Source organism: Stenotrophomonas rhizophila, assembly GCF_001704155.1.
GTDB lineage: Bacteria > Pseudomonadota > Gammaproteobacteria > Xanthomonadales > Xanthomonadaceae > Stenotrophomonas > Stenotrophomonas rhizophila_A.
This window is the reverse complement of the sequence record NZ_CP016294.1, coordinates 2,665,962-2,685,163: the sequence shown is the minus strand read 5'-3', so window position 1 is coordinate 2,685,163 and position 19,202 is coordinate 2,665,962. Positions and strand designations below refer to the sequence as shown.

The following is a 19,202-nucleotide window of genomic DNA, read 5'->3' as shown; positions in this document are numbered from 1 at the left end:
GAGTGCTCAAAACTCCAGATCCAACGCAGCACACAGATAGTCCACGAACGGCCCCAACGCCACCAGATCCTTCGCCAGCGTCTGCCGAAGCTTCGGCCCGGTCATGGTCGCATCATCCAGCGAGCGCCAGAACACCCAGTTGCGATGCTTCAGGTCGTCGATGAACTCGAAATCCGGCTCGAACCCACGCGGTGCCCGCACCAGCTTCTCGCTTTCGTCGAAATCGAACTTCTTCCGCAGCGCCGGCGCATGCGCGGCGGCCTTCCACGCGCCGGGGTTGTCCACGATGAAATGGCGCACCTTGCGCTGGGTGGCCGGCTCGGGATGCCACAGGCCAGCGCCAACGAAGCACCCGCCCGGTTGCAGGTGGATGTAGAACGACGGCGCCGGTACCTGCTTGCGCCGCTCATGGAACAGCCGCGCGCCCTGCCAGGTCTTGTACGGCGACTTGTCGTTGGAGAAGCGCGCATCACGGTAGATGCGGAACAGCGAGCCGCCCACGCCGCGCGGGTCGGCACGGAAGTGTCCGCTCACCGCCGCCAGGTCCGGCTGCAGGTCGCTGATCAGCTGCAGGAACGGCTGGCGCACGTGCTCCTCGTACTTCGGCTTGTGCGCGTTGAACCAGGTCTTGTCGTTGTTGCGCGCCAGCCCACGCAGGAAGGTGAAGCTGGCGGGAGTGAAATAGGTGCTCACAGGCTCTGCTCCAGATCGGTGCCCCAGTCGCGCAGGTGCTGCAACAGGGCAAGTTTGGCCGGGTCGGCGGCATGCTCCAGCGCCAGCGTGTCCAGCTGCGCGCGGAAGTCGGGCAGGGTCTGCTCGCCCAGCCCGGCATCGCCGAGCAGGCGCTGCCGCCGGTAGTCGTTCCAGCGCCCGCGTTCGCCGGCATCCAGCGTCTGCGGGTGGTTGCGCGCGCGGTAGCGGAACAGCAGCTCCGGCATGCGCGGGTCTTTCAGCCGCTCGGCGAAACCGGCCAGCTCGGCCGGCGGGCTGGTGCGCAGGCGGGACATCAGCGCCTTGTCGCCGTCGGCCAGGAAGCCGTCGTACAGCGAGGCATCCACATCGCTGACCGTGGCCACGCGCTCGCCGCCGTACACCTGCCGCACCTTCTCGACCAGCGCCGGGCCGGCCTCGCGCACGCGCGCGGCATTGGCGTCCACCGTGGCCACGTCGATGCCCAGCCGGGCATGGTCGGCCGGGCGCAGGTGGTTCCAGGCCACCAGCGCGGGCACCTTGTTCAAGTGCACTTCCTTGAGCGGTACGCGCTGTTCGCCCTCGGCCAGGTCGGCGGCGCGCGTGTAGAGGCGCGCGGCCAGCGTTTCGGCCGGCAGGGTCAGCAACCCATCGATGTCGCCTTCCAGGTCCAGCGCGATGACCCGGTTGTTGATGTACGGGTGGCGCGCGATCGGCATCACCGGCGCGGCGCACATGCGCTGGGCCGGGTAGCGCATGGAGATGTGCAGCACCGGCTGCATCGTGTCCACGTCAAGCAGGCTGCCGACGAAGCGCTTGTCGCGCAGCTTCAGGGCGTACTCCCACAGCCGGGGTTGGGCCTGCTTGAAGAGACGCGCCATGCCGATGGTGGCGTGCACGTCGGACAGTGCCTCGTGCGCGTCGCCCTGGCGTACATCGTTGGCCAGCGCCAGGTGCTCAAGCTTGAACGAGGTCGCGCCATCCTCGCGCTGCGGCCAGGCGATGCCGTCCGGGCGCAGCGCGTGCACCAGCCGCAGCATGTCCAGCAGGTCCCAGCGTGAGTTGCCGTTGCGCCACTCGCGTTCGTAGGGATCGAAGAAATTGCGGAACAGGCCGTGGCGCACGAACTCGTCGTCGAAGCGCAGCGTGTTGTAGCCCAGCGTGCAGGTGCCCGGGCGCGCCATCAGGTCGTTGATCCGCGAAAACGCCTCCGCTTCGCTGACCCCTTCGGCCAGCGCATGCTGCGGGGTGATGCCGGTGATCAGCGTGGCAATCGGCGAGGGCAGCAGGTCGTCGGCCGGCTTCACGTAGAAGCTCACTGGCGCGTCGATCATGTTCAGGTCGGCGTCGGTGCGGATCGCGGCGAACTGCGCCACGCGGGTGCGGCGCGCGTCCTGGCCGAAGGTTTCCAGGTCGTAGAACAGGAAGCTGTCGGCCATCAGTGCGCGCCCTCCAGCACGGTCAGCTGTTGGTGCACCACGCGTTCCAGCGCGGCCCAGTCGATGTGCTCCAGGCTGTCGTGGCCGGCGGTGGCCGTTTCCAGGATGCGCCGCTGCAGCTCGGTGCGTTCCAGCGCCACCGCGTACGGCGTGTGCAGGAAGGTCACCATGGTGTAGTGCGGCACGAAGCGGGTGGGCCAGCGCGCCTGCAGCTGCTGCTCCAGCTCGCGCTGCAGCAGGAAGGCCGGGTCGGCCACGCGGTCGCGCATTTCCAGGTAGTTTTCCAGCGCCATCTGCTGGATCGCTTCGGCGTTGGGCTTGCGCTCGGCTTCGAAGGCGGCGAAGGCCTGGGCCAGCGAATCCTGCTCCAGCAGGTGGCGGGCCAGCGCCACGCAGTCCTCGAACGCGCAGTTCATGCCCTGGCCGTGGAACGGCACCATGGCGTGGGCGGCATCGCCGAGCAGCACCGCACGGCCCTGCAGGTGCCACTGGCGCAGGTGCAGGGTGCCGAGCAGGCCGGGCGGGTGTTCTTCCCAATCGCGTCGCAGGTTTGGAATCAGCGCCAGCGCATCGGGGAAATCGCGCGCGAACAACGCCTCGGCTTCGGCGCCGCTGTTGGTGGTGGCGAAGCTGGGGTTGCCTTCGTTGGGCAGGAACAGGGTGACGGTGAAGGTGCCTTCGTCATTGGGCAGCGCGATGCACATGTAGTTGCCGCGCGGCCAGATGTGCAGGGCATTGGCCTCGATCCGGAAGCCGCCGTCGTCAGTGGGCGGGATTTCCAGCTCCTTGTAGGAGTGGTCGAGAAACTCGATGCGCTCGTCCAGCGGGTGCTTGCGGTTCATGGCCGCGCGCAGCGCAGAGCCGGCGCCGTCGGCGCCGATCAGCGTATCGAAGCGGATGTCGTGCGGATGGTCGGTGCGGTCATCGATGAAGCGCGCATAGCCGGCATCGAAATCCACGGTGTGCAGGCGGCGGTGGAAGTGCACCTGCGCACCCGCATCTTCGGCCAGCTGCAGCAGGGTGGTGTTGAGGTCCTTGCGGTGGATGGACCAGATCACTTCGCTGTCGTCGCGGCCATAGCGCTGCAGCTGCGGCGCGCCCTGGCGCGGGTGCACCATGCGGCCGCGCATCATCACCGCCTTGGCCATCACCGCGTCTTCGACCCCGGCCTGGCGCAGCGCATTTCGGCCGCGTTCGGCCAGGGCCAGGTTGATCGAGCGGCCGGACTCGTAATCGGCGACGCGCGGATCGCCGCGGCGTTCGTACAGGGTGATCCGCCAGCCCTGGCGGGACAGCAGGATGGCCAGCAGGGAGCCGGCCAGGCCTGCGCCGATGATGCTCAGGGAGCGATGGGGGGTAGCGATCAAGGCGGTTCCGCGCAGGGGTGGGGGAGGGCGGCTTACAGGCCGGCCCAGGATTCCACTTCCTCGACGAAGTGGTGCAGGTCAAGGTAGCGGTTGTACAACGGGGTGGGCGAGATACGGATCACATCGGGTTCGCGCCAGTCGCCCAGCACGCCCACGGTCTGCAGGTATTCGAACAGGTTGCGGCCGCGTTCACGGCCGGCCAGCACGCGCAGCGACAGCTGGCAGCCACGGCGTTCCGGCTCGCTGGGGGTGAGCACTTCGAGCACGCCGGGCAGGCGGGCGCGGACCAGTGCATCGAGCAGGCCGGTGAGCTGCAGCGACTTGTCGCGAAGGGCCTGGATGCCGCCGGCCTTGTCGATCACGTCAAGCGCGGCCCGCAGCGGGGCCAGGCCCAGCACCGGCGGGTTGCTCAGCTGCCAGCCTTCGGCGCCCACCGCCGGCACGAACTGCGGAGCCATCTTGAAGCGGGTGGCTTCCTCATGCCCCCACCAGCCGGCGAAGCGCGGCAGGCTGGTGTCGCGGTGGTGGCGTTCGTGCACGAAGCAGCCGGCCACGGCACCGGGGCCGCTGTTGAGGTACTTGTAATGGCACCACACGGCGAAGTCCGGCGCGATGTCGTGCAGCTGCAGCGGCACGTTGCCGACCGAGTGGGCCAGGTCGAAGCCGACCCGGGCGCCCTGCAGGCGGGCCATGCGGGTGATCGCATCCAGGTCGAATACCTGGCCGCTGCGGTACTGGACCCCGGGCCACAGCACCAGCGCCAGGCGCGGCCCGTGTTCGGTGATGGCGCGTTCGATGGCCTGCAGCGAGATGGTGCCGTTGGGCTCATCCGGCTGGACTTCGACCAGGTCGGTGGCCGGGTCGAAGCCGTGGAAGCGGAGCTGCGATTCCACCGCGTGGCGGTCGGTCGGGAAGGCGCCGGCTTCCATCAGGATCACCGGGCGTTCGGCGCTGGGCCGGTAGAAGCTGACCATCATCAGGTGCAGGTTCACGCTCAGCGTGTTCATGGCGACCACTTCGCTGGGCAGGGCGCCCACTACCTGGGCCAGCTGCCGATTGACCAGGCGGTGGTAGCCCAGCCACTGGGTCTCGCCGGTGAAATGGCCTTCCACGGCGAGCGCACCCCATTTGTCCATGACCTCCTGCACCGCCGCCTTGGCCCCGCGCGGCTGCAGGCCCAGCGAATTACCGACGAAATAGGTCTGGTCGCGGTGGTTGTGCTGGGGGAAGACGAATTCAGCACGCAGCGCACGCAGCGGGTCGGCGGCGTCCAGGGCGGTGGCATGGGTGCGGCTGAGGAGCTCGGACATTGGACGATAGATGTTGTCTGTGAAAGCACAGTTTATCTATCTGTTTGACCTATGGGATGAATCCGACATAGGGGCCGAAAACGGCGTGACATGGCGCCAGATAGCCGGTTTCGGTCCAAATCAGGTCGCCGGCAACGGATCCACGTGCCCGCACGCGTCGCACGTGCGCAGGTCCAGGGATGCCTGGTATTCGGCAAACACCTTCGGCAGGTCGGTCTCGATGTTCTCGAGGGTGAAAAACACCTCGTACAGCTTGTGATTGCAGCGCTCGCAGAACCACATCACGCCGTCGCGTTCGTGCGCCAGTCGCTTGCGCTCCACCACCAGGCCGACGCCGCCGGGCGGGCGGCGTGGCGAATGCGGCACCTTGCCCGGCAGCAGGAAGATCTCGCCGGCGCGGATCGGGATGTCGCGCGCCGCGCCGTCTTCCTGCACCTTCAGCAGCATCTCGCCTTCCAGCTGGTAGAACCACTCCGGGCCTTCGTCGTAGTGGAAGTCGGTGCGGCTGTTCGGCCCGCCCACCACCATGATGATGAAGTCGCCGTTCTCGATCATCTTGTTACCCACCGGCGGCTTGAGCAGGTGGCGGTTCTCTTCGATCCAGCCCAGCAGGTTGATCGGGGGCGCAAGCATGGCGGTGGGTTCCTGCAGGAAGGGTCAGTCGCGCCGGCCGTGGCGCGGAACGTAGGAGAGGGCCTTTTCGTAGGCCGGCTGCAGTTCCTCGGGACTGCCCACGTCGATGCCCATCTCGCGCACCCGGCCGTCCTTCAGGCTGTAGACCCAGCCGTGCACCATCAGCTTCTGGCCACGCGCCCAGGCGTCCTGCACGATGGTCGATCGGCAGGCATTGACCACCTGCTCGATCACGTTGAGTTCGCACAGCCGGGCGTGCTTCAGTTCCGGCTCTTCGATCGCATCCATGATGGCGGCATGCTTCTGCGCCACGTCGCCCACATGGCGCAGCCAGTTGTCGGCCAGGCCCACGCGGGTGTTGTTGAGGCTGGCATGCACGCCGCCGCAGCCGTAATGGCCCACGATCAGGATGTGCTTCACCTTCAGCTGGTCCACCGCGTACTGGATCACGCTCAGGCAGTTCAGGTCGGTGTGCACCACCACGTTGGCCACATTGCGGTGCACGAACACCTCGCCCGGGGCCATGCCGATGATCTGGTTGGCCGGCACGCGCGAATCGGAACAGCCGATCCACAGGTATTCCGGGTGCTGCTGCTTGGCCAGCTGGTGGAAGAACTCGGGGTCTTCCTTCTCGATCCGGTCGGCCCAGTCGCGGTTGTTCTGCAGCAGCTTGTGGATGTCTTTCATCAGTGCGGTACCTCAAGTTTCCAGCGCATCCACTGCGCCAGCTCATGCGAAGGAGGGGAATCGAGGGCCGACAGCGCGTCGATCACGCCGTGCTGGTTGGCCTGGGGATGGTTCTGGCTCAGTTTGAGCTTGATCTGCACCTGCTGGGCGCGGAAGCGGAAGCCGACGATGCCGGCCAGCATGCGCCGCTGGCGGGGCTCGATCGGCAGCAGGTCCCAATCGCCGCCGACCTGCGCCTCGTACCTGGCGCTGAGCCGGTCCAGCATGTCGATCAGGGCGTCCGGATCGGTCACCGGTTCCAGCGTGCCGCGCAGTTCGGCGGCCGCGTAGTTCCAGGTCGGTACGCGGGCCATTGCGTCCTTGTCCGGATACCAGCCCGGCGACACGTAGCCGTGCGGGCCGTGCACCAGTACCAGCGCGGGTCCGGCGTGGCCGGCCTGCGGGTTGGGCCGGGCCCAGTGGCCTTCGATCAGGATGTCATCGCCGTCGCGCCGGTACGCCACCGGCAGCAGGGTCACCTGCGGCAGGCCGTCGCTGCCGGTGGTGACCACGGTGACGAACGCATCGCGTTCCAGCAGGCGGTCCAGCCAGGCCAGGTTTGTCTCAACGAAGTCGGCCGGGATGAACATGCTCGGCTCAGGCGCGCGCGCCGAGGCTGACCACCATGTGGCCGCGCAGCGCGTCGTCGCTGTCGGCCTGGGGCGGGCTGACTTCGTGCAGGCTGAAGCCGCGGATCAGCGCGTCTTCCTCGTCCAGGCCATCAAACGCCACGAACTCGGCGTCGAACAGCTGCGAACGGGCAGTGTCTTCGCTGTCGTAGCTGAGGGTATTGCCGTCGCTGTCGAGCACTTCGGCGGTGCCGCCCGGGCGGACCCGCAGGCGTGCCCAGATCAGGGTGTTGCCCAGGCTGGCGAGGAACCACTGGTCGTGGTGGGCGGTGATGTCAGTCATGTCAGTACCATCGAAAGCAGCCAGAGCAGGGCGGCCATGCCCAGTCCGGCCAGCAGGGTGAGCAGCGACAGCCAGGCCGGCGTGGCCAGCCCCGAGAGCGAACGGTCGGGGGTGTCGCGGTAATCGCGGCCGAGCAGCCAGCGCAGCGCGTCCGGGCGCAGGAAGGCACCACTGCCGAAGCGGTTGGCCAGGGCAGGGTGGCGGTCGCGGATATGAACCAGGGTCAGCGGCCAGAAGATCACGAAGGCACTGAACCCGGCGATCGCCACGCCGACGAAGCACAGCGCGAAGAACAGGGTCATGGGCGTGCCTCCGTGGAAAGGATCAGAACTCGGCGCTGCCCGGTGCGCGCGGGTAGGGGATCGCATCGCGGATGTTGCCCAGCCCGCACACGTATACCACCAGGCGCTCGAAGCCCAGGCCGAAACCGGCGTGCGGCACCGAGCCGTAGCGGCGGAAATCGCGGTACCAGCCGTAGTGGGCCGGGTCCAGGCCGAACTGGGCCATGCGCGCGTCCAGCACGTCCAGGCGCTCTTCGCGCTGGCTGCCGCCGATGATCTCGCCGATGCCCGGGGCCAGCACGTCCATCGCGGCCACGGTCTTGCCGTCGTCGTTCAGGCGCATGTAGAAGGCCTTGATGTGCTCGGGGTAGTTGGTCACCACCACCGGGCGGCCGATGTGTTCCTCGGTCAGCCAGCGCTCGTGCTCGGTCTGCAGGTCCAGGCCCCATTCGACCGGGAAGTCGAACTTCCTGCCGGAGTTCTGCAGCAGCTTCACCGCTTCGCTGTAGTCGATCTGTTCGAACGGCGCGTTGATGAAGTCTTCCAGCTTCCTGATCGCGTTCTTGTCCACGCGCTCGGCCAGGAAGGCCAGGTCGTCGCCGCGCTCGTCGAGCACCGCGCGGAACAGGTACTTCAGGAACTGCTCGGCCAGGCGCGCGTCTTCGGCCAGGTCGGCGAAGGCGATTTCCGGCTCGATCATCCAGAACTCCGCCAGGTGGCGGGTGGTGTTGGAGTTCTCGGCGCGGAAGGTCGGCCCGAAGGTGTACACCTTGCTCAGCGCCAGGCAGTAGGCCTCGACATTGAGCTGGCCGGACACGGTCAGGAAGGTTTCCTTGCCGAAGAAGTCGCGGCTGAAATCGACCTCGCCCTGCGCGGTGCGCGGCAGGTTCACCATGTCCAGCGTGGAGACGCGGAACATCTGCCCGGCGCCTTCGGCGTCGGAGGTGGTGATGATCGGGGTGCTGATCCAGTTGAACCCGTTCTGGTGGAAGAACCGGTGCACGGCCTGGGCCAGGCAGTTGCGGATGCGGGTGACCGCGCCGAACAGGTTGGTGCGCGGGCGCAGGTGGGCCACTTCGCGCAGGAACTCGGCGCTCATCGGCTTGGGCTGGATCGGGTAGGTCAGCGGGTCTTCGACCAGGCCGACGATCTCGATGTCGCTGGCCTGGATCTCGAACGACTGGCCCTTGCCCTGGGATTTGACCAGGGTGCCGCGGGCGATGACCGAGCAGCCCGGGGTCAGCGCCTTCACCGCGTCGAAGTTGCCCAGGGTGTCATTGGCCACCACCTGGATGGGGGCGAAGCAGGAGCCATCGGTGACATTGACGAAGGCAAGCGCCGCAGAGCCGCGCACCGTACGTACCCAGCCCCGTACTGTTGCCTCGCCGCCTTCCGGGATCTTCCCGGCAAGCGCATGTTCAACGCTGACCACCGTCATGACTTGAATCCTCTGTTGATCGACTCGATCTCTGAACGAGGAGTTTAACGGTTGCAGCGTTCTGCTTGCGAGGCATTTCTGACTGGGCCGTGGACCTATAATGTGTCCCATCTGCTGGAGTCGTCCGTCATGGCTGTCACCCTCACCCCTGTTGCCTTCACCCGTGTCGAGAAGTTCGTGGCCCAGACCCCGGGTGCCCTGGGCCTGCGCTTCGGCGTGACCCGCACCGGCTGTTCGGGCTGGGGCCACGTCACCGACCTGGCCCGCGACGAGCGCCCCGGCGACACCGTGTTCGAGCAGGAAGGGGTGCGCATCTACGTGGACGCCGACAGCCTGGCCCTGGTCGATGGCACCGAAATCGACTTCGGCAAGCAGGGGCTGAGCGAAACCTTCACGTTCAGGAACCCGAACGCGACTGCCGAATGTGGCTGCGGCGAAAGCTTCACCACCGAGGCCGACAAGGCCTGAATCCGGCCCCGGTGCCCCCGCGGCGCCGCCTGGCTTGCCCGGAACCGCTTCTGCTGCGATAATGCGCGGCTTCCTGCCTGATTCCTGGCAGGACCCTTGCTCCACCGCGTTCACCTGCGGGGGGCTGTCCGGCCCGAAAGGGCCACATCCGAAAGGTAAATACACATGAGTCGTCATTACGAAGTCGTGTTCATGGTCCACCCGGACCAGAGCGAGCAGGTTCCGGCCATGATCGAGCGCTACAAGGCGCTGGTCGAGAACGGCAACGGCACCATCCACCGTCTGGAAGACTGGGGCCGTCGTCAGCTGGCCTACCCGATCCAGAACCTGGTGAAGGCCCACTACGTCATGCTCAACATCGAAGTTGACCAGGCCGTGCTGAGCGAACTGACCGAAAGCTTCCGCTTCAACGACGCCGTGCTGCGCAACCTGGTCATCGTGCGCCCGGGCGCCGACACCGAGCAGTCGCTGATCATGAAGAGCAAGGACGAGAAGGGCGACAAGCCCGAGCGTGGTGAGCGTCGTCGTCGTGATGACGAAGAAGGCGAAACCACCCCCGCCGCTGACAACGATGCCGGCGACGACGCCGCTTCGGCCGCTTAAGGAGCACTGACATGTCCAAGTTCTTCCGTCGCCGCAAGTTCTGCAAGTTCACGGCCGAAGGTGTCAAGGAGATCGATTACAAGGATCTCAACACCCTGCGCCAGTACCTCACCGAGAACGGCAAGATCGTGCCGAGCCGCGTGACCGGTACCAAGTCGAAGTACCAGCGCCAGCTGGCAACGGCCGTCAAGCGCGCCCGTTTCCTGGCCCTGATTCCGTACACCGACAACCACGACGTCTGATGAAAGCCGGCGACCCCGGTCGCCGCTTTCGTAGTCCCCACCGCCCGCGCCGTTTGGCAGCGGGCGGTGCCGGGTCTACCGTTCGGATATTCGGACAGCCAAACGCTGCGGGGCCTGCCTCGCTAACGAATACATATATTGGAGCTGCACCATGAAGCTGATTCTCATCCAGAAGGTCACCAACCTCGGCGGCCTGGGCGACCAGGTTGAAGTGAAGCCGGGCTACGGCCGCAACTTCCTCGTCCCGACCGGCAAGGCCGTTCCGGCTACCGCCGCCAACGTGGCCGAGTTCGAGGCCAAGCGCGCCGAGTACCAGGCCAAGGCCGACTCGATCCTGGCCGACGCCGAAGCCCGCAAGGCTGCGCTGGAAGGCAAGAGCGTCACCGTTGCCGCCAATGCATCGACCGAAGGCAAGCTGTTCGGTTCGGTTGGCCCGCGTGACATCGCCGAAGCCTTCACCAAGGCCGGCCTGCCGCTGGAAAAGAGCGAAGTCATCCTGGGCGAAGGCGCCTTCCGCAACGTGGGCGAGTACGAGGTGGTCATCCACCTGCACGCCGACGTCGAAACCACCGTCAAGGTGGTGGTGGAAGCCGAAGCCTGATCCCTGCCGCAAGGCTGGAATCGCTGAAACGGGCGCCCGCGAGGGTGCCCGTTTTTGTTTCCGGGCGGCTGACACCCGGTAGCGCCGACCGTTGGTCGGCCTTGGGAACCCGTCATCGCTCGTTGGAATCCAACAGCAACAGCGACAGCAACAGCAAACAGCCGGCGTCTCATTGCTACGTGCCGGGGAGGCCGTCGGGCAGCCCCTTACGGGACACGCCGTAAACCCATCCTTGGGGGCTTGGCAAAAACATCCATGTTTTTGACAGTCGCTACAGGGGCTGCCCGCCGGCCTCCCCCGAAAGCTGGTCGCCGGCGGATTGGAACGGCAGCCACGCAGGGCGTGGCTGTACCCGTCTGACGGCCCCCGCGCCCCTAACCGCCCGCAAAACACCCGCGCCGTTATACTCGGCCCATCGCGACTGTCCTAAAGCCAACCACGCCATGCGTCTGTCCACGATCAAGTTGTCCGGCTTCAAGTCCTTCGTAGACCCGACCACCCTGCATCTGCCCACCAACATGACCGGCGTGGTCGGGCCCAATGGTTGTGGCAAGTCCAACATCATCGATGCGGTGCGCTGGGTCATGGGCGAGAGCTCGGCCAGCCGCCTGCGTGGCGATTCGCTTACCGACGTGATCTTCTCCGGCTCGTCCGCGCGCAAGCCCGTGTCGCAGGCGACCGTCGAACTGATCTTCGACAATACCGACCACACCATCAGCGGCGAGTACGCCTCGTTCAACGAAATCTCGGTCAAGCGCACCGTCAGCCGCGACGGCAGCAGCAACTATTACCTCAACGGCACCAAGTGCCGCCGCCGCGACATCACCGACCTGTTCCTCGGCACCGGCCTGGGCCCGCGCAGTTACTCCATCATCGAACAGGGCATGATCAGCCAGATCATCGAAGCCCGCCCCGAAGACCTGCGCGTTTACCTGGAAGAAGCCGCCGGCATCTCCAAGTACAAGGAGCGCCGCAAGGAAACCGAGACCCGCATCCGCCACACCCGCGAGAACCTCGACCGCCTGGGCGACCTGCGCGAGGAAATCGGCAAGCAGCTCGAACACCTCAAGCGCCAGGCGCGCCAGGCCGAGCAGTACCAGGGCCTGCAGGAAGAGCGGCGGGTCAAGGATGCCGAGTGGAAGGCGCTCGAGTTCCGCAACCTCGATACCCGCCTCAGCGGCCTGCGCGAAGCGCTGTCCCAGGAAGAAACCCGGCTGCAGCAGTTCATCGCCGAACAGCGCGACGCCGAAGCCCGCATTGAAACCAGCCGCGTGCGCCGCGAAGAAGCCGCTGATGCCCTGAGTACCGCCCAGGCCGAGGTCTACCAGGTGGGCAGCACGCTGGCCCGGCTGGAACAGCAGATCCAGCACCAGCGCGAAATGTCCCAGCGCCTGCACAAGGCCCGCGACGAAACCCAGCAGGCGCTAGCCGAACTGGGCCAGCACATCAGCGGCGACGAAGCGCGGCTGATGGTTCTGCGCGAAGCGGTGGAGCTGGCCGAGCCGCAGCTCGAACAGCTGCAGGAAGAAAACGAGATCAAGCAGGAAGCCCTGCGCGACGCCGAGGCCAGACTGGCCGACTGGCAGGCGCGCTGGGAAGCACATACCCGCACGACCTCCGAGGCCTCGCGCGCCGGTGAAGTCGAGCGCACCCGCGTCGACTACCTTGACCGCCAGGTGCTCGAAGCCGATCGCCGCCGCGAAGCCCTCACTGGCGAGCGCACCGGGCTGGACCTGGACGCGCTGGCCGAAGTGTTCGACGAGCTGCAGCTGCAGCACGAAACCCAGAAAGCCTCGCTGGACGGGCTCACCGAGCAGGTGGAAGCCCGCAAGGAAGCCGTGGCCGGCCTGCAGGAGCGCCAGCGCACCGGGCAGACCGAGCTCGCCGAGATCCGCAAGCAGGCCCAGGCCGCGCGTGGCCGGCTGTCCTCGCTGGAAACCCTGCAGCAGGCCGCGCTCGGGCAGGAGCAGGGCGCAGCGGTGGCGTGGCTCAAGCAGCACGGGCTGGATTCGGGCGCGCGCGTCGGCGAACGCCTCACGGTGGAGAGCGGCTGGGAAAACGCCGTGGAAAGCGCGCTGGGCCAGCTGATCGAAGGCGTGCTGGTCGATGCACCGGAACAGCTGGTGGGCGCACTGGCCGAGCTGGGTGACGGGCGCATCGCGCTGGTCTCCGCCGACCAGAGCCCGCTGCAGGTCGCCCCGACCTCGCTGGCGGCCAAGGTGGAGGGCCCCACCGCGATCCGCCGCCTGCTGGCCCGCCTGCATGCCGCCGAGGACCTGGAACAGGCGCGTGCGCTGCAGGCCTCGCTGGGCGAGGGCGATTCGGTGATCACCCGGGGCGGCGAACGCCTGGGCGAAGGCTGGGTGCGCGTGTCGCGCTCGGGCGCGGCCAAGCAGGGCGCGCTGCTGCGCGAACGCGAGATCGTCAGCCTGCGCGAACAGATCGATACCCTGCAGGAACGCGAAGCCGAGCTGGAGAACCGGCTGGCCGGTTTCCGTGACCAGCTGCTGGCCGGCGAACAGCAGCGCGAAGACGCCCAGCGCCAGCTCTACGTTGCCCACCGCAGCGTGTCCGAACTGGGTGGCCAGCTGCAGAGCCAGCAGGGCAAGGTCGAAGCCGCCCGCAACCGCATTGACCGCATCGAAGGCGAGCTCTCGCAGCTGCTGGAGACGTTGGACGCCAGCCGCGAACAGGTGCGCGAAGCCCGTGCGCGCCTGGATGAAGCGGTCAACAGCATGGGCGACCTGGAATCGGTCCGCCATGCGCTGGAAAGCGAGCGCCGCCAGCTCGGCGAAGCCCGCGACCGCGCCCGCGAAGCCGCGCGCAGCGTGCGCGAGAGTGCGCATTCGCTGGCCCTGACCCTCGAATCGCAGCGCACCCAGGTGGCCTCGCTGAGCCAGGCCCTGGAGCGCATGAGCACCCAGCGTGGCCAGCTTGACTCGCGCCTGGGCGAACTGCATTCCCAGCTCGACGACGGCGATTCGCCGGTGCTGACCCTGGAAGCCGAACACCAGAACGCACTCGGCGAGCGTGTGCGCGCCGACCGCGTGCTGGGCGAAGCGCGCACGCTGCTGGAAGGCATCGATGCCGAACTGCGCACCTTCGAACAGACCCGCCACCAGCGCGACGAACAGGCCCTGGCCCAGCGCGAGCGCATTTCCCAGCGCAAGCTCGACCAGCAGGCGCTGGTGCTCAGCGCGGAACAGCTCACCGCTTCGGTCGAGAAGGCCGGGTTCGTGCTGCAGGATGTGATCAACACCCTGCCCGAAGATGCCCGCATCAGCGACTGGGAACAGACCGTGCACCAGATCGATGGCCGCATGCGCCGGCTGGAGCCGGTCAACCTGGCCGCCATCCAGGAGTACGGCGAGGCCTCGCAGCGCTCGGAGTACCTGGATGCGCAGAACACCGACCTGACCACCGCGCTGGAAACCCTGGAAGACGCCATCCGCAAGATCGACCGCGAGACCCGCGGCCGCTTCAAGGACACCTTCGACCGCGTCAACGCCGGGGTCCAGCAGCTGTATCCGCGCCTGTTTGGTGGCGGCCACGCGTACCTGGAACTGACCGGTGAAGACCTTCTCGACACGGGTGTGACCATCATGGCGCGCCCGCCTGGCAAGCGGGTGTCCAGCATCTCGCTGCTGTCCGGCGGCGAGAAGGCGATGACCGCGGTGGCGCTGGTATTTGCGATCTTCCAGCTCAACCCCGCGCCGTTCTGCCTGCTGGACGAAGTGGACGCGCCATTGGATGAAGCCAACGTGGGCCGCCTGGCCAACATGGTCAAGGAAATGAGCGAGAAGGTGCAGTTCCTCTTCGTGAGCCACAACAAGGCCACGATGGAGGCAGCGCACCAGCTCTCGGGCGTGACCATGCGCGAGCCGGGCGTCAGCCGCCTGGTCAGCGTGGACCTGGAAGAGGCAGCACGATTGGCGGGCGCGGCCTGACGTGCCATGCTTACCTGAACGTATTTAGCCGGAGACCCCTCGAATGTCCGACATGGCAATGCTCCGCATCGGCATCCTGGCCGCCGGCCTGCTGCTGATTGCTGCGATCTTCCTGTTTGGCCGGCCGCGTAAAAAATCGCAGGGCCGCCGCGTGGAAGGTGCCGACGGTGCTGCAGGCCAGCGCCGTGAACCGCTGCTGGGCGAACAGGAAGCGGGTGCCGCCGGCGCCGGCTTCACTGATGAGAACGGCGTAACCCAGGCCGAACTGGGCCTGCCCGAGGTGGATGCCAGCCCTGCCAGCGACCTGGGCAAGCGCGCCAGCCAGGATTTCGACAAGATCGTGTCCTTGTTCGTGGCCGCCCGCGCCGGCGAGATGCTGCGCGGCGAAGACATCGTCGTGGCCGCCGAAAAGACCGGCTTGGTGTTCGGCCACATGAACGTGTTCCACCGGCTGGTGGAAGGCCACCCCGAGCGCGGCCCGATCTTCTCCATGGCCAGCATCATGAAGCCCGGCAGTTTCGACATGGCCACCATCCGCGAGATGGAGACCCCGGCCATCGCCTTCTTCCTGACCCTGCCGGCGCCGATGACCGCTCTGGATGCCTGGGAAAAGATGCTGCCGACGGTGGAGCGCATGGCCGAGCTGCTCGATGCGGTCGTGCTTGACGACAGCAAGGCCAGCCTCGGCCGCCAGCGCATCGCACACATCCGTGACGAGCTGCGTGCTTACGACCGGCAGCACCAGGCGCCGCCACTGACCAAAGCCCCGCGCTGGTAACCGTCAACCTTTCAATCCAACTACCGCTGAGAATGCGTCGCGGAACGCGGCCATCTCCGCTTCGGTGCCCACGCTCACGCGGACGACCTCCGGCCAGATCGGCCAGCTGCGGCCGATCACCACGCCACGTTCGGCCATCGCCCTGGTGAATGCCGCGCCATCGCGCTGCACATCGACCATGAAGCAGTTGGCCTCTGTCGGCAGGCAGCGGAAACCGCGCTTCTGCAGCCATTCCACGGTGGCCTGCCGCACCCGTGTGTTCTGCTCGCGACGCTGTTCCACCAGCCCAGGCTCACGCAGGCTCGCCAGCCCTGCCGCCAACGCCGTCACCGGCAGCGGGTTGTCGCCCAGGCTGGCCAGTTCGCGCAGCCGGTCCGGATGGGCCGCGGCCACCCCCAGGCGCAACCCGGCCATGCCGTACAGCTTGGAGAAGGTGCGCAGCACGATCACGTCATCGCGCTGCATCACCTGCGCGATCACCGAGCGCTGTGCGCTGAACTGCAGGTAGGCCTCGTCCACCAGCAGGCGCGTCTGCGCCGGCTTGTTCGCCAGCAACCAGGCAATGTCGCCGGCGGGCGTGATCGAGCCGGTGGGATTGTTGGGATTGCACAGGTACAGCAACCCGGCGTTGACCTGCCTGGCCGCATCCACCATCGCCCGCATATCGTGCGCACCATCGGTCCGCAGCGGCACCTTCACCACCGTGGCACCGCGCGCGGCGGCCAGGTCCCCCAGGCTTTCGAAGGTCGGGTCGGCTACTACCAGACCGGCGCTGGGGGAGGTCCAGACCACGGCGGCGCGGTTCAACGGTTCGCTGGAGCCGGGAAACAGCCGCACGCGCTCGGCAGCCAGGCCTTCCTGCTGCGCGAACGCATCGCGCAGCTCGCCCGCCAGGGCGAACAGGTAGCGCCCGCTGTCGGCCACGATCGCGCGCGCGGCGGCCTGCGCGGCAGGCGACGGACCGTACGGGCTTTCATTGAAGTTGAGCAGCACCGGGCCGGTACCTGCAGCGCGGGCGGGGAGGGCGGCGCTGGAAACCGCAGGACCCAGGCCGATACCGGACAGGGCCAGGCCGGTACCGGCCAGCTGCAGGAAGGAACGGCGGGACGTGACGGTCGATGACATGGCAGGAACACCCAAGGCGGGACAATTCCGGCACGCTAGCGCCACGCGGCGGGGCCGGCAAGCCACTTCGGCGGTAGTGCGTCGGATTCCGACGCGGACCGCGCGGGTGGTCGTTGTTTACGGCAGCGCCTAGAATTCACAGCCCTACCAGGATGCCTGTCGCATGAGTCCCAGTCCCGCCCAACGTGCCGAGATCCTGCGCCGCCAGATCGACGAGGCCGGCAAGGCTTACTACGACCGCGATGAGCAGCTGATTCCCGACGCCGAGTACGACCGCCTGGTGCGCGAACTCGAAGCGCTGGAACAGGCCCACCCGGAGCTGGTCAATGCCGATTCGCCCACGCAGCGGGTCGGTGGCAAGGCGGCCTCGCGCTTTGCCGAGGTGCGCCATGCAGTGCCGATGCTGTCGCTGGGCAACGCCTTCAGCGATGAGGAAGTGCAGGATTTCGTGCGCCGCATCAGTGAGCGCCTGCGCCGCGACACCGTGCGCTTCTCGGCCGAACCCAAGCTCGATGGCTTGGCCATCAGCCTGCGTTACGAAGACGGCCGCTTCGTGCAGGGCGCCACCCGTGGCGACGGCACCACGGGTGAGGACGTCAGCGCCAACCTGCGCCAGATCAAGGTGATCCCACACACGCTGCAGGGCAGTGGCTGGCCGCAGGTGCTGGAAGTGCGTGGCGAGGTGTACATGGCCCGCGCCGATTTCGAGGCCTACAACGCCGATGCGCGCCTGCACGAAGGCAAGGTGCTGGCCAACCCGCGCAACGCCGCCGCCGGCTCGCTGCGCCAGCTCGATCCGAAGATGAGCGCGCGGCGCAAGCTGAGCTTCTATGCCTACGGCACCGGCGAAGTGCGGGGCGGTGAACTGCCGCCGACCCATTCGGCCACGCTGGCCCAGCTCAAGGGGTGGGGTTTCCCGGTCAGCGAGCTGTGCCAGGTGGTGGAGGGCAGCGAGGGCCTGCTCGCCTATTACCGTGACATCGGCGAACGCCGCGATGGCCTGGCCTTCGATATCGACGGCGTGGTCTACAAGCTTGACGATCGTGCCGGGCAGGAACAGATGGGCTTTGTGTCGCGCGCTCCGCGCTGGGCCATCGCGCACAAGTTCCCGGCGCAGGAGCAGACCACCACGGTGGAGGCGATCGAAATCCAGATCGGCCGTACCGGCGCGGCCACCCCCGTGGCGCGCCTGCACCCGGTTGCCGTGGCCGGGGTGATCGTGTCCAACGCCACCCTGCACAACGCCGACCAGATCGAGCGGCTGGACGTGCGCGTGGGCGATACGGTGATCGTACGCCGCGCCGGCGATGTCATTCCCGAAGTGGTCAGCGTCATCGCCGACCGCCGCCCGGCGGGTACCTCGCCGTGGCGCATGCCGACCCAGTGCCCGGTATGTGGCTCGGAGATCGTGCGTGAGGAGGGCGCGGCCGCCTGGCGCTGCTCGGGCGAGCTCAGCTGCCCGGCGCAGCGCAAGGAAGCCATCGCGCACTTCGCCTCGCGCCGCGCGATGGATATCGACGGACTGGGTGGCAAGTACATTGAAACCCTGGTCGATGCCGGCATCGTGCGGGGCGTGGCCGACCTCTACCGGATCACCCGCGACCAGCTGCTGCAGTTGAAGCTGGTGCTGGACGCCGAATCGCCGCAGGCATTGGCCAACCAGATCGGCCTGCACCTGCCGCCCGAAGGCAGTGGCCAGTACCTGCGCGAGGTGTTGGCGCTGGATGCCACCGACGACAGCTGGCGCGCCCGTGCCCTTGCCCTGGAAGCGACCTTCAGTTGGAACACGAAGAAGATCGCCACCAAGTGGGCCGACAACCTGATCGCCGCGATCGACGCCAGCCGCACCACCACGCTGGAACGGCTGCTGTTCGCGCTGGGCATCGAACACGTAGGCGAAAGCACGGCCAAGGCGCTGGCCACCTGGTTCGGTGACCTGGAACTCATCCGCCACCTGCCGTGGCCGCTGTTCAAGCGCGTGCCGGACATCGGCGGTGAAGTGGCGCGCTCGCTCGGCCACTTCTTCGAGCAGCCGGGCAACCAGGAGGCCATCGACGCCCTGCTGCAGGTCGGGCAGGTGCGCATCAGCGACGCCCATCCGCCCAGCGCCAAGCTGCGCGACGGGCTGGACTTCGCGCAGCTGCTGGTCGAGGCCGAAATCCCCGGGATCACCCGCCTGCGCGCGGAGAAACTGGCCGCCATGCTGCCCGATGCCGCCAGCGTGCTGGATGCCGAACCGGTGCAGCTGGTTGCTGCCGGCCTGCCCAATGAAGTGGCGCTGGGCGTGGCTGACTGGCTCGACCGCGAAGGGCATGGGCCGATGCTGCTCAAGGCCGATGCGTACCTGCGCACCTTGCTGGAGCGCGCCCCTGAGGCCGCCTCCCAGAGCGAAGGACCGCTTGAGGGCCAGACCGTGGTGTTGACCGGCACGCTCGCCCAGATGACCCGCGACGAAGCCAAGGAGCGCCTGGAAGCGCTGGGCGCCAAAGTCGCCGGCAGCGTCTCGAAAAAGACCTCGTTCGTCGTCGCCGGCACCGAGGCAGGCTCCAAACTCACCAAGGCCACCGAACTGGGCATCGATGTCTGGGATGAAGACCGCCTGGTCGCGTTCCTGGCGGCCCACTGAAAACGGATTGAATCCT

The 19,202-nt window shown here is 67.3% G+C and carries 18 protein-coding genes; 7 read left to right on the top strand and 11 right to left on the bottom strand.

Translation table 11 applies throughout. From position 1 onward, the window contains the following. Positions 1–6: 6 nt before the first annotated feature. The 10 genes from BAY15_RS12020 to asnS form a co-directional block, all read right to left on the bottom strand. Positions 7–693: a DUF2461 domain-containing protein gene (locus BAY15_RS12020; protein WP_068852905.1), complete on the bottom strand. Its 687-nt coding sequence runs from the start codon at positions 691–693 to the stop codon at positions 7–9. Next, positions 690–2,129 carry an exodeoxyribonuclease I gene (gene sbcB, locus BAY15_RS12015; RefSeq protein WP_068852902.1) on the bottom strand — a complete coding sequence of 480 codons (1,440 nt, stop codon included), beginning with the start codon at positions 2,127–2,129 and terminating at the stop codon, positions 690–692. Before sbcB ends, BAY15_RS12020 begins: the two co-directional genes overlap by 4 nt. Beyond that, complete coding sequence (locus BAY15_RS12010) at positions 2,129–3,496, bottom strand: FAD-dependent oxidoreductase (RefSeq protein ID WP_068852900.1); 1,368 nt, start codon at positions 3,494–3,496, stop codon at positions 2,129–2,131. Before BAY15_RS12010 ends, sbcB begins: the two co-directional genes overlap by 1 nt. A gap of 32 nt (positions 3,497–3,528) precedes the next feature. Then, positions 3,529–4,806 (bottom strand): kynureninase, encoded by a 1,278-nt coding sequence (gene kynU / locus BAY15_RS12005; protein WP_068852898.1) that lies wholly within the window; start codon positions 4,804–4,806, stop codon positions 3,529–3,531. Positions 4,807–4,926: 120 nt separating this feature from the next. Continuing rightward, positions 4,927–5,439: a 3-hydroxyanthranilate 3,4-dioxygenase gene (locus BAY15_RS12000; RefSeq protein ID WP_068852895.1), complete on the bottom strand. Its 513-nt coding sequence runs from the start codon at positions 5,437–5,439 to the stop codon at positions 4,927–4,929. Positions 5,440–5,463: 24 nt separating this feature from the next. Further along, a complete protein-coding gene (gene can, locus BAY15_RS11995) occupies positions 5,464–6,126 on the bottom strand; it encodes a carbonate dehydratase (protein ID WP_068852892.1) in 663 nt (220 codons plus the stop codon). Then, positions 6,126–6,755: an FMN-binding negative transcriptional regulator gene (locus tag BAY15_RS11990; protein WP_068852889.1), complete on the bottom strand. Its 630-nt coding sequence runs from the start codon at positions 6,753–6,755 to the stop codon at positions 6,126–6,128. The genes can and BAY15_RS11990 overlap by 1 nt, the downstream gene beginning before the upstream one ends. 7 nt (positions 6,756–6,762) lie before the next feature. Then, positions 6,763–7,077 (bottom strand): hypothetical protein, encoded by a 315-nt coding sequence (locus BAY15_RS11985; protein ID WP_068852887.1) that lies wholly within the window; start codon positions 7,075–7,077, stop codon positions 6,763–6,765. Beyond that, positions 7,074–7,379 (bottom strand): hypothetical protein, encoded by a 306-nt coding sequence (locus BAY15_RS11980; protein ID WP_068852884.1) that lies wholly within the window; start codon positions 7,377–7,379, stop codon positions 7,074–7,076. The genes BAY15_RS11985 and BAY15_RS11980 overlap by 4 nt, the downstream gene beginning before the upstream one ends. 22 nt (positions 7,380–7,401) lie before the next feature. Further along, complete coding sequence (gene asnS / locus BAY15_RS11975) at positions 7,402–8,796, bottom strand: asparagine--tRNA ligase (RefSeq protein ID WP_068852881.1); 1,395 nt, start codon at positions 8,794–8,796, stop codon at positions 7,402–7,404. Between the two features lie 129 nt (positions 8,797–8,925). On the opposite strand from asnS, the gene BAY15_RS11970 reads away from it, so the two are divergent. The 6 genes from BAY15_RS11970 to zipA all read left to right on the top strand — a co-directional run bounded on the left by BAY15_RS11970 (position 8,926) and on the right by zipA (position 15,435). Then, positions 8,926–9,264 carry a HesB/IscA family protein gene (locus BAY15_RS11970; RefSeq protein WP_068852879.1) on the top strand — a complete coding sequence of 113 codons (339 nt, stop codon included), beginning with the start codon at positions 8,926–8,928 and terminating at the stop codon, positions 9,262–9,264. 165 nt (positions 9,265–9,429) lie between these two features. Beyond that, positions 9,430–9,867, top strand: a complete 438-nt coding sequence (rpsF, locus tag BAY15_RS11965; RefSeq protein ID WP_068852876.1) for a 30S ribosomal protein S6 — start codon at positions 9,430–9,432, stop codon at positions 9,865–9,867. A gap of 11 nt (positions 9,868–9,878) precedes the next feature. Next, complete coding sequence (gene rpsR, locus BAY15_RS11960) at positions 9,879–10,109, top strand: 30S ribosomal protein S18 (RefSeq protein WP_002804494.1); 231 nt, start codon at positions 9,879–9,881, stop codon at positions 10,107–10,109. A gap of 151 nt (positions 10,110–10,260) precedes the next feature. Continuing rightward, positions 10,261–10,710, top strand: coding sequence for a 50S ribosomal protein L9 (gene rplI / locus BAY15_RS11955; protein ID WP_068852873.1), 450 nt, complete (start codon positions 10,261–10,263; stop codon positions 10,708–10,710). Positions 10,711–11,153: 443 nt separating this feature from the next. Further along, positions 11,154–14,657 carry a chromosome segregation protein SMC gene (gene smc / locus BAY15_RS11950; RefSeq protein ID WP_068852871.1) on the top strand — a complete coding sequence of 1,168 codons (3,504 nt, stop codon included), beginning with the start codon at positions 11,154–11,156 and terminating at the stop codon, positions 14,655–14,657. A gap of 43 nt (positions 14,658–14,700) precedes the next feature. Further along, the gene (zipA, locus tag BAY15_RS11945; RefSeq protein ID WP_068852868.1) at positions 14,701–15,435 is read left to right on the top strand and encodes a cell division protein ZipA; all 735 of its coding nucleotides are present in this window, start codon (positions 14,701–14,703) and stop codon (positions 15,433–15,435) included. A 3-nt stretch (positions 15,436–15,438) separates the two neighbouring features. Here zipA and BAY15_RS11940 read toward each other — a convergent pair whose 3' ends face one another. Further along, the gene (locus BAY15_RS11940) at positions 15,439–16,560 is read right to left on the bottom strand and encodes a pyridoxal phosphate-dependent aminotransferase (protein WP_068852865.1); all 1,122 of its coding nucleotides are present in this window, start codon (positions 16,558–16,560) and stop codon (positions 15,439–15,441) included. Positions 16,561–16,723: 163 nt separating this feature from the next. Between BAY15_RS11940 and ligA the strand changes: the two genes are divergently transcribed. Next, positions 16,724–19,186, top strand: a complete 2,463-nt coding sequence (ligA, locus tag BAY15_RS11935; protein ID WP_068852863.1) for an NAD-dependent DNA ligase LigA — start codon at positions 16,724–16,726, stop codon at positions 19,184–19,186. Positions 19,187–19,202: the final 16 nt, after the last annotated feature.